This window comes from Kitasatospora sp. NPDC001095 (genome assembly GCF_053598615.1).
In genome coordinates this window covers 1-11,831 of record NZ_JBSFKQ010000096.1, presented here as the reverse complement: position 1 = coordinate 11,831, position 11,831 = coordinate 1, and the positions used below count along the sequence as shown (strand labels likewise).

General features: G+C 75.6%; 1 protein-coding gene. It reads right to left on the bottom strand.

The features are described from left to right. Window positions 1–11,831 (bottom strand): type I polyketide synthase (locus ACWDBB_RS35665; RefSeq protein ID WP_449793562.1); only part of this gene is annotated, 11,831 nt, incomplete at both ends.

Sequence of the window (11,831 nt, the reverse complement as noted above, 5' to 3'; positions counted from 1 at the left end):
GCGTCGTCCAGCGACAGGACACCCGCGACGTGCGCGGCCACCAGCTCACCGATCGAGTGGCCCACCAGGAAGTCCGGACGGACCCCCCAGCTCTCCACCAGCCGGAACAGCGCCACCTCGACCGCGAACAGCGCCACCTGGGTGAACTCCGTCCGGGCGAGAACCGAAGCGTCCTCGCCGAACACCGCCTCCCTCAGCGGGAGTTCGACCCGAGCGCAGACCGCGTCGAAGGCCTCCGCGAACACCGGACAGGCCTCGTACAACTCACGCCCCATGCCAGGACGCTGACTGCCCTGCCCGGTGAAGGCGACGGCGGTGCGGCCGCTGCGGGCCAGGCCCTGGACGTAACCACTGCCGCTGCCGCCGGCGAGGGCGGTCAGGCCGGCGAGCAGCTCGGCACGGTCGGAGCCGAGCACGACGGCCCGGTGTTCGAACGTCGAGCGGGTCGCCGCCAGCGCGTGGCCGAGGTCGGCCGGCGCGAGGCCGGGGTTGTCCTCGACGAAGCCGCGCAGCCGCTCGGCCTGGGCCCGCAGGGCCGCCTTGCCGCGGGCGGAGAGCACCCAGGGCAGCGCGTCGACCGCCGGTCCTTCCGCGTCGCGGTCGACGGCCGGCTCGGTGTGGTCGGCCGTCGGGGCCTGCTCGATGAGGACGTGGGCGTTGGTGCCGGAGACGCCGAAGGAGGAGACGCCCGCGCGGCGCGGCGCACCGGTCTCGGGCCAGTCCCTGGCCTCGGTGAGCAGCTCGACCGCGCCCGCCGACCAGTCGACGTTCGGCGTCGGCTCGTCCACGTGCAGGGTCTTCGGCAGGACGCCGTGCCGCATCGCCATCACCATCTTGATGATGCCGCCGACGCCGGCCGCCGCCTGGGTGTGGCCGATGTTGGACTTCAGCGAGCCCAACCAGAGCGGCTCGCCGTTCTCGCCGCGCTCCTGGCCGTAGGTGGCCAGCAGCGCCTGCGCCTCGATCGGGTCGCCGAGACGGGTGCCGGTGCCGTGCGCCTCGACCACGTCGACCTGGCCGGGGGTCAGGCGGGCGTTGGCCAGGGCCTGGCGGATGACGCGCTGCTGGGCCGGGCCGTTGGGGGCGGTCAGGCCGTTGCTGGCGCCGTCCTGGTTGACGGCGGAGCCGCGGACGACCGCCAGCACGCGGTGGCCGTTGCGGCGGGCGTCGGACAGGCGCTCCAGCAGGAGCATGCCCGCGCCCTCGCCCCAGCCGGTGCCGTCCGCCGCCGCGGCGAAGGACTTGCAGCGGCCGTCGGCGGCCAGGCCGCGCTGGCGGCTGAACTCGACGAACACACCCGGGGTCGAGGTGATGATCACACCGCCGGCCAGGGCGAGCGAGCACTCGCCGCTGCGCAACGACTGGGCCGCCAGGTGCAGCGCGACCAGCGAGGAGGAGCAGGCGGTGTCCACCGTCACCGCCGGGCCCTCGAGCCCGAAGGTGTAGGAGATCCGGCCGGAGGCGACGCTCGCCGCGTTTCCGGTCCCGACCAGGCCCTCGGCCTCCTGCGAACCCTCCAGCAGCGGCGCGTAGTCCTGGCCGTTGGTGCCGGCGAAGACGCCGACCCGGTCGCCGCGCACGGCGGCGGGGTCGATCCCGGCCCGCTCGAACGCCTCCCAGGTGACCTCCAGCAGCACCCGCTGCTGCGGGTCCATCGCCAGCGCCTCACGCGGCGAGATGCCGAAGAACATCGGGTCGAACTGCGCCGCGTCGTGCAGGAACCCGCCCTCACGGGCGTAGCTCTTGCCGCTCTTCGCCGGGTCCGGGTCGTACAGCCCGGCCAGGTCCCAGCCTCGGTCGGTCGGGAACGCGGTCACCGCGTCGGTGCCCTCCGACACCAGCCGCCACAGGTCCTCGGGCGACTGGACGCCGCCCGGGTAGCGGCAGGCCATCGCGACGATCGCGATCGGGTCGTCGTCCTCGGCCGAGAGACGGGCCGCCACCGGCAGGCCGTCGCCGTCCTGGGCGCCGAGCACCTGCGAGCGCAGGTGGTCGGCCAGGGCGGTGGCGTTCGGGTGGTCGAAGACCAGGGTCGGCGACAGCTTCAGTCCGGTCTCCCCGGCGAGGCGCTTGCTCAGCTCCACCGCGATCAGCGAGTCGAAGCCGAGCTCCTGGAACGCCCGGGTGGGCTCCACCGCGTCCAGGGTGGTGTGGCCGAGGACGGCCGCCACCTCGGAGCGGACGAAGTCCAGCAGCACCCGGTCACGGTCCGCCGCGGGCACCTGCGCCAGCCGCTGGGCCAGCGAGGAGTCCGCGCCGGCCGGGACGGCCCGGGCGAGTTCACGCACCTCGGGCAGGTCGCCTATCAGCAGGCCGGGCCGGTTCGCGGTGTAGCCGAGCGCGAAGCGCGCCCAGTCCACGTCCGCCACCAACGGGGCGCCGTCCGGCTCCGCGAGGGCGCCCGGCAGTGCCGCCAGCGCCGCCCGCGCGGTCAGCGGGCGCAGGCCCGCCCGCTCCCACGCACCGGTGGTCCCGGCGCACTCGGCCTCCTCGGCCCAGGGGCCCCAGGCGATCACCGTCGCCGGCAGCCCGGCCGCGCGGCGCTCGGCGGCCAGGGCCGCCAGCTCCGCGTGCGCGACCGCGTCCACGCCGTGTCCGACGCCGCCGAGGACGCCGACCGCCGTGGAGCAGACCACGAACGCGGTCAGCGGCAGTGCGGCCGTCAGCTCGTGCAGCGCGCGCACCTCGGCGACCCGCTCGTGCACGGCCGCCGCCAACTCCCGCGGCGGGACGCCGTCCACGGCCCCGACCGGGGTCGCGGCACCGGCGTGCACCACGGCGGTCACCGGGTGGCGCTCCAGCAGTGCGGCGAGCGCGGCGCGGTCGCCGGCCGGGGCGTCGACGACGGTGACCGGCACGCCGAACTCGGCCCGCAGCGCCTCCTCGTCCCGCTCCGTCCGGCCGGCCAGCACCAGGTGCTCGGCCCCGCCGGTGGCCAGGCGGGCGGCCAGCCGCTCGCCGACCACGCCGTCGGCGCCGCAGACCAGCACCGTCCCGGCCCCGTCCCACCACCGGTCGCCCGGCAGCGGGCGGCGCGCCGCCCGGACCAGGCGCGGCACCGACACGCCCGAGGAGCGCAGCACCAGCTGGTCCTCGCCGTCGGCCGCGCCCAGCACCTCGGTGAACCGGCCGAGCACCCGCTCGTCCAGCTCCTCCGGCAGGTCGACCAGACCGCCCCAGGCCTGCGGCGCCTCCAGCGCCACCACCCGGCCGAGGCCCCACAGCCGCGCCCGCTCCGGGCGCACCGGCCCGTCGGCGTCGATCGCCGCGCCGCCCCGGGTGGCCACCCACAGCGGGGCGGTCACACCGGCGTCGGCCAGCGCCTGCACCAGTGCGCCGGTCCGGGCCAGCAGGCCCTCGTCCCCGGCCCGCTCGGCCGGCACCGCCAGCAGGGACAGCACCCCGGTCAGGGCGCGGTCCTGCGGCAGGGCCCGGCCGAGCCGCGCCGCCGTCTCGCCGCGGTCGAGGCCTTCCTCGGCCAGCGGCAGCACCAGCAGTTCGGCGCCGGCCTCGGCGACCGACCGCCGGACGGCCAGGACGTCGGCGTCCTGCGCCCGCTCGGCGGGCACCACGACCAGCCAGGTGCCGGTCGGCGCCCCGGCGGCCGGGGTGACCGGCTGCCAGGCGATCCGGTAGGCCGAGTCGGCGGCCTCGGCGAGTTCGCGCAGGCCCCGGTGCCAGGAGGACATCGCGGGCAGCACCGCGCTCAGCGGCTGGTCCCCGGTGACGTCCAGGGTCCGGGCCAGCCCGGCGAGGTCACCCTCGTCCACGGCCGCCCAGAACGCGCTCTCCGCCGGGTCCCGGTGGGCGTCGGCCGGCGCGGCCTGGGCCGTGCCGGGGCCGCCGAGCCAGTACTGCTCGCGCTGGAAGGCGTAGGTCGGCAGGTCCACCCGGCGGGCACCGGTGCCCGCGAACAGCGCCGACCAGTCCGGCGTCACACCGTGCACGTGCAGGGCGGCCAGCGCCTCCAGCGCGGTCCGCGCCTCGGGCCGCTCGGCGCGCAGGGCGGCGGCGAAGGCCGCGTCCTGCCCGTCGACGCAGTCCTGGGCGAGGGCGGTGAGCACACCGTCGGGGCCGAGTTCCAGGTACGTGGTGACGCCCTGGGCTTCCAGCGTCCGCATGCCGTCGGCGAAGCGGACCGCCTCGCGGACGTGGCGCACCCAGTACGCGGGCGAGCACAGCTCCTCCGCCGTGGCCAGCTCACCGGTCACGTTGGAGACGACCGGGATCACCGGCTCGGCGTAGGCCAGGCCCTCGGCGACGGCCGAGAACTCCGCCAACATGCCCTCCATCAGCGGCGAGTGGAACGCGTGGCTGACGTGCAGCCGCTTGGTCTTCTCGAACTGCCCGGCGATGGCGAGGACTTCACCTTCGTCACCCGAAATCACCACGGAGGTCGAGCCGTTGATCGCCGCGATGCTGACGTTCTCGGTGAGCAGCGGCAGGATCTCGGCCTCGGTGGCCTTCACCGCGACCATCGCGCCGCCCTCCGGCAGCGCCTGCATCAGGCGGCCGCGAGCGGCGACCAGCGTGACGGCGTCGTCCAGCGAGAGGACACCCGCGACGTGGGCGGCCGCCAGCTCGCCGATCGAGTGACCGGCCAGGACGTCCGGACGGACCCCCCAGCTCTCGTACAGCCGGAACAGCGCCACCTCGACGGCGAACAGCGCCGGCTGGGTGAACTCGGTCCGGGCGAGGACCGCGGCGTCCTCGCCGAACACCGCCTCCTTCAGGGGCAGTTCGACCCGAGCGCAGACCGCGTCGAAGGCGTCCGCGAACACCGGGAAGGCCTCGTACAGCTCCCGGCCCATGCCGAGCCGCTGGCTGCCCTGACCGGTGAACAGGAACGCGAGCTTCCCGCCTCGCGGGGTGCCGCGCAGCAGCCCGGCGGCCGTTCCGCCCTCCGCCAGGGCCGCGAGCGAGCGCAGCAGCTGCGCCCGGTCGTCCGCGAGCAGCACCGCGCGACGGTTCAGGTCGGTGCGGCCGACCGCGAGCGAGTAGGCCAGGTCGACCGGGCGCAGCCCGCCGTCGGCGGCCACCCGCGCGCTCAGCCGTCGGGCCTGGTCGCGCAGTGCGACCTCGGTGCGGCCGGACAGCGCCACGAGCACGGGGCCCTCGACCCCGACAGCCTCGGCCGGCTCGGCCGACTCCGCCTGCTCCGGCTCCACGGCCGGGGCGTGCTCCAGGATGACGTGGGCGTTGGTGCCGCTCACGCCGAAGGCCGACACACCGGCCCGGCGCGGCCGCCCGGTCTGCGGCCAGTCCCGCTGCTCACGCAGCAGTTCCACCGCGCCGGCCGTCCAGTCGACGTGCGTGGACGGCTCGTCCACGTGCAGCGTCCGCGGCAGGACGGCGTGCTGCATGGCCAGCACCATCTTGATCACGCCCGCCACACCGGCGGCCGACTGGGTGTGGCCGAGGTTGGACTTGAGCGAGCCCAGCCACAGCGGCTCGCCGTCCTCGCCGCGCTCCTGGCCGTAGGTGGCCAGCAGCGCCTGCGCCTCGATCGGGTCGCCCAGCACCGTGCCGGTGCCGTGCGCCTCGACCACGTCGACCTCGCCGCCGGACAGCCCGGCGTCGGCCAGCGCCGCGCGGATCACCCGCTGCTGCGACGGCCCGTTCGGCGCGCTCAGCCCGTTGCTGGCGCCGTCCTGGTTGACGGCGGAGCCCCGGACGACAGCGAGCACGGGGTGCCCGTTGCGCCGCGCGTCGGACAGCCGCTCCAGCAGCACCAGGCCCGCGCCCTCCGACCAGCCGGTGCCGTCGGCGGCCTCGGCGAACGGCTTGCACCGCCCGTCGGCGGCCAGCCCGCGCTGGCGGCTGAACTCGACGAACGCGCCCGGCGTCGCCATCACGGCGACACCGCCGGCCAACGCCATCGAGCACTCGCCGCCGCGCAGGGCCTGCGCCGCGAGGTGCAGGGCGACCAGCGAGGAGGAGCAGGCGGTGTCGATGGTGACAGCCGGGCCCTCCAGACCGAAGGCGTACGCCATCCGGCCGGAGATCACACTGCCCGCGTTGCCCGTGAGCAGGTGGCCCTCCACGCCCTCGGGCAGCTCGGTCAGGCCGGAGCCGTAACCCGAGGGCGCGGCACCGAGGAAGACGCCGACCTGGCCGCCGCGCAGGGCCGCCGGGTCGATGCCCGCCCGCTCGAACGCCTCCCAGGAGGTTTCGAGCAGCAGACGCTGCTGCGGGTCCATTGCGAGGGCCTCACGCGGGCTGATGCCGAAGAACTCGGCGTCGAAGCGGCCCGCGTCGTACAGGAACCCGCCCTCGCGGGCGTAGCTGGTCCCGGCGTGCTCCGGGTCCGGGTGGTAGATCCCCTCCAGGTCCCAGCCGCGGTCGGCCGGGAAGCCGGCCACGGCGTCACCGCCGGCGGCCAGCAGCTGCCACAGCTCCTCGGGGGACCGCACGCCGCCGGGGTAGCGGCAGCTCATCGCGACGATCGCGATCGGGTCGTCCTCCCGGGCGATGGTGGCCACGACCGTCCCGGTGACCGGCTCGTCCTCGGCACCGAGCAGTTCGGTGCGCAGCAGGGCGGCCAGGGCGGCCGGGGTCGGGTGGTCGAACACCAGCGTGGCGGGCAGGCGCAGGCCGGTGGCCGCGTTGAGGCGGTTGCGCACCTCGACGGCGGTCAGCGAGTCGAAGCCCAGCTCCCGGAAGGCCCGGGCCGGGTCGACCTCGGCGGCCGAACCGTAGCCGAGGACCGCGGCCGCCTCGCTGCGGACCAGGTCCAGCAGGACCCGGTCACGGTCGCCCGCCGGCAGGCCGGTCAGCTTCCGCAGCAGCGGCGAGCCGCCGTCCGCGCCGGCGCCCGCGCCGGCGTCGGCCGCCAGCGCGGCCAGGGCCTCCGGCACCTCCGCGATCAGCGGACGCGGCCGGGCGGCCGCGAAGGCCGGGGCGAACCGCTGCCAGTCGACGTCGGCCACGGCCAGGAACGTCTCGTCCTGCTCCAGCGCCTGCCGCAGCACGGTCAGCGCCAGCTCCGGGTCCATCGGCACGAGGCCGCGGCGGCGCATCTGCTCGCCCGCCGTGCCGTCCGACATGCCGCCCTCGGCCCAGGCGCCCCAGGCCACCGATGTGGCCGTCAGGCCGCGCTCGCGCCGCATGCGCGCGAGCGCGTCCAGGCCGGCGTTGGCCGCGGCGTACGAGCCCTGGCCGCCACCGCCCCAGACCCCCGCGTTGGAGGAGAAGAGGACGAAGGCGTCCAGCTCGGTGTCCCCGAGCAGCTCGTCCAGGTGCCGCGCGCCGGCGATCTTCGCCTGGGCGTTCGCGGCCAGCTCGGCCGCACCGGTGACGGCCAGCGGTGCCGAGTCCCCGACACCGGCGGCGTGCATCACCGCCCGCACCGGCTCGCCCTGCCCGGCCAGGCCCGCGACCAGCTCGGCCACCGCCGCCCGGTCCGCGACGTCGCACGCGGCGACCGTCACCCGGGCACCGAGGCCCAGCAGCTCCGCACGCAGCTCGGCCGCGCCGGGCGCGTCCAGGCCCCGACGGCTGGTCAGCACCAGGTGCTCGGCGCCGTTCTCGGCCAGCCAGCGGGCGACGTGGGCACCGATCGCCCCCGTACCGCCGGTGACCAGCACCGTGCCGCGCGGCTGCCACGCCCCGACGGCCGGCGCGTCGCCCAGCGGGGCGCGCCGCAGCCGTCGGACGAACACGCCCGAGGAACGGACGGCCACCTGGTCCTCGTCACCGATCCCCGCCAGGACGGCGGCGACCCGCGCCCGGGAGCGCGCGTCCAGCTCGGCCGGCAGGTCCAGCAGGCCGCCCCAGCACTCCGGGTGCTCCAGTCCGGCCACCCGGCCCAGGCCCCAGACCTGCGCCTGCGCCGCGCTGTGCAGCCGGTCGGCGCCACCGGTCGCGATCGCACCCCGGGTCGCCAGCCAGAGCCGGAGGCCACCGTTCACGCCGCCGTTCAGGCCACCGTTGACGCCGCCGTGCTCGGCGACGGCCCGGACCAGGTCGACGGTGTCGACCAGACCGGACGCGACCACCGGGTGCTCGGCGTGCGGCGCCTCGTCCAGCGCGAGCAGCGACAGCACGCCGGACGGCGTCACGCCCTCCTCGGCGGCCGTGGCGAGAGCCGCGGCCAGGGCAGCGACCGCCCCGCCCGCCTCGATCCGCAGCACGCTCGGCTGCGCACCGTGCTCGGCCAGCAGCTCGGCGACCGCGGCCGGCAGCGGGTCCTCCGCTCCGAGGGAGGCGGGGACGAGGACCAGCCAGCCGCCGGTCAGCGTGCCGGTCGGCACCTCGGCGAGCGGCTTCCAGTCCACCCGGTAGCGCCAGCTGTCCACCGTGGAGTGGTCACGCTGCTGACGGCGCCAGGCCGAGAGCAGCGGCAGGGCAGCGGCCAGGGCGGCACCGTCACCGGACGCCTCCAGGTCCAACTGCCGCACCAGCGTGTCGAGATCGCCACTCTCCACGGCTTCCCAGAAGCGGCTGTCGGCCGGGGAGGCCGCCGCCGTGCCGGCGACCGCCGGGGTGGTGGCGGGCTTCGGCCAGTAGTGCTCGCGCTGGAAGGCGTAGGTGGGCAGGTCGATGCGGTGGGCCGTGGGGAACTGGGCGGTCCAGTCGACGGTGGCGCCGTTGGACCAGGCCTCGGCGAGGGCGGTCAGGAAGCGCTCCCGGCCGCCCTGGTCACGGCGCAGGGTGCCCTGGACCGTGGCCTCGGCGTTGGCGGCGTCGATGGACTCCTGGATACCGACGGTCAGCACCGGGTGGGCGCTCACCTCGACGAACTGCGAGTGGCCCGAGGCCAGCAGGGCCTCGACGGTCGACGCGAACTCCACCGTCTGGCGCAGGTTGCGGTACCAGTACCCGGCGTCCAGCGAAGCGCTGTCGATCAGTTCACCGGTGACGGTGGAATGGAACGGCACCTCCGGAACCCGGGGCGTGACCGGGGCCAGCAGCTCCGCCAGACGGGCCTCGATGCGCTCCACGTGCGCCGAGTGCGACGCGTAGTCCACCGCGATCCGACGCGCCCGGACCTCCTGCCCGGCGCAGTGCTCCATCAGCTCGTCCAGGGCACCGGCATCGCCCGAAACCACCACCGAGCCGGGGCCGTTGACCGCCGCGATCGAGATTCCATCCCGGCCGGACAGCAGCTCGCGGACACTCTCCACGGGCAGCGGAACGGACACCATCCCGCCCAGACCGGAGAGCTCGATGATCGCCTGGCTGCGCAGCGCCACCACCAGCGCCGCGTCCTCCAGGGAGAGCGCGCCGGAGACGGCAGCGGCGGCGATCTCGCCCTGCGAGTGCCCCACCACCGCCGACGGCTCCACACCGTACGAACGCCACAGCTCGGCGAGCGAGACCATCACGGCGAACAGCACCGGCTGGACCACGTCCACCCGCTCCATCCACCCGCCGTCCTCACCCGAGACGACCTCCAGCAGCTCCCAATCCACATGCGGAGCAAGCGCCTTGGCGCACTCCTCCATCCGGGAACGGAACACCGGCTCATCCGCCAGCAACCCCTGCGCCATGCCCAGCCACTGCGAGCCCTGGCCCGGGAACACCATGACGACCTTGCCGCCCGATCCGGAACCCCGGACCACCGACGAAGCGCTCTCCCCTGCGGCCAGCGCACGGAGGCCGGCGAGCAGCTCGTCCCGCCCGTCGCCGACCACCACGGCCTTGTGCTCGAACACCGCCCGCGAGGACACCAGCGAGTAGCCGACGTCCGCCGGCCGCTCGTCCGCGACCGCCGCCAGCAGGCGCTGCGCCTGCTCCCGCAACGCGGCCTCGGTACGACCCGACAGAGCCCAGGGCACCACGCCCGTGGCCTCGTCGGCCGGAGCCGCCTCGATCGGGGCGGCCTCGGGGGCCTGCTCGATGATGGCGTGGGCGTTGGTGCCGCTGAAGCCGAAGGAGGATACGGCCGCGCGACGCGGACGCCCGGTCTCCGGCCAGGGCCGGGCCTCGGTCAGCAGCTCGACGGCGCCCGAGGCCCAGTCGATGTGCGGCGACGGCTCGTCCACGTGCAGCGTCTGCGGCAGCACACCGTGCCGCATCGCCATCACCATCTTGATGATGCCGCCGACACCGGCCGCCGCCTGGGTGTGACCGATGTTGGACTTCAACGACCCCAGCCACAGCGGCTCTTCGGCACGCTCCTGACCGTAGGTCGTCAGCAGCGCCTGCGCCTCGATCGGGTCGCCCAGCGAGGTGCCGGTGCCGTGCGCCTCGACCGCGTCGACCTGCTCGGCCGACAGTCCGGCGTTGGCCAGGGCCTGGCGGATCACCCGCTGCTGGGACGGCCCGTTGGGGGCGGTCAGGCCGTTGCTGGCACCGTCCTGGTTGATCGCACTGCCACGGACCACCGCGAGAACCTGGTGGCCGTTGCGCTGCGCGTCGGACAGCCGCTCCAGCAGGAGCATGCCGACGCCCTCACCCCAGCCGGTGCCGTCCGCGTCGGCCGAGAAGGCCTTGCAGCGGCCGTCGGCCGAGAGGCCGCGCTGGCGGCTGAACTCGATGAACGCGCCCGGGGTGGCCATCACGGTCACACCGCCGGCCAGCGCCATCGTGCACTCGCCGCTGCGCAGCGCCTGGATGGCCCAGTGCAGGGCGACCAACGAGGAGGAGCAGGCCGTGTCGACGGTGACCGCCGGACCCTCAAGACCGAAGGTGTATGCCAGACGCCCGGAGACCACGCTGCCCGCGTTGCCCGTACCGAGGTGCCCCTCGACGTCCTCCTCCGCGCTGGTCAGCACCGAGGTGTAGTCGTGGTACATCACACCGGCGAAGACGCCGGTCGCGCTGCCGCGCAGGGTGGCCGGGTCGATGCCGGCCCCCTCGAAGGCCTCCCAGGAGGTTTCGAGCAGCAGACGCTGCTGCGGGTCCATGGTGAGCGCCTCGCGCGGGGAGATCCCGAAGAACCGCGCGTCGAAGCGGCCCGCGTCGTGCAGGAAGCCACCCTCGCGGGCGTAGCTCGTCCCCTGGTGCTCCGGGTCCGGGTGGTAGAGCGCGTCGAGGTCCCAGCCCCGGTCGGTCGGGAACGACGTGATGCCGTCACCGCCTTCCGCGACCAGCCGCCACAGGTCCTCGGGCGAGGCGACCCCGCCCGGGTAACGGCAGGCCATGCCGACGATCGCGATCGGCTCGTCCACGACGGTCGTGGACAGCACCTCGGCCACCACCGGGGCCTCACCCACGAGTTCGTCGCGGATGAAGTCGGCCAGCGCGGCGGGCGTCGGGTAGTCGAACACCAGCGTGGCCGGCAGGCGCAGGCCGGTGGCCGCGTTGAGACGGTTGCGCAGCTCGACCGCCGTCAGCGAGTCGAAGCCCAACTCCCGGAAGGCCCGGGCCGGGTCGACCTCGGCGGCCGAACCGTGCCCCAGAACCTCGGCCACCTGCGTACGGACCACCTCGCGGACGGTCTCGTCGCGGCGCGCGGCCGGCAGGGCCAGCAGGCGCTCCGCCAGCGAACCGGCGGCCGCGGTGCTGCCGCTCGCGGCGGTCCGGCGGCGCGGCGTACGGACGAGTCCGCGCAGCAGTGGCGGAACGTCGCTGCTTCCGACCGCCGTGACGGGGTCGAGGTGCATGGGGACGACCAGGGCGCGCTCCAGGGTGAGCGCACCGTCGAACAGGGCCAGACCCTCCTGCGAACGCAGCGGCGCCACGCCGGCCCGGGCCAGACGACGGACGTCCGCGTCCGACAGGCTGGTGGCCATGCCGCCGTCCTCGGCCCACAGGCCCCACGCCAGCGAGGTGGCGGGCAGGCCGTCGGCGCGGCGCTGCTCGGCGAGCGCGTCCAGGAACGCGTTCGCGGCCGCGTAGTTGCCCTGGCCCGCGGCTCCGAACACGCCGGAGGCCGAGGAGAACAG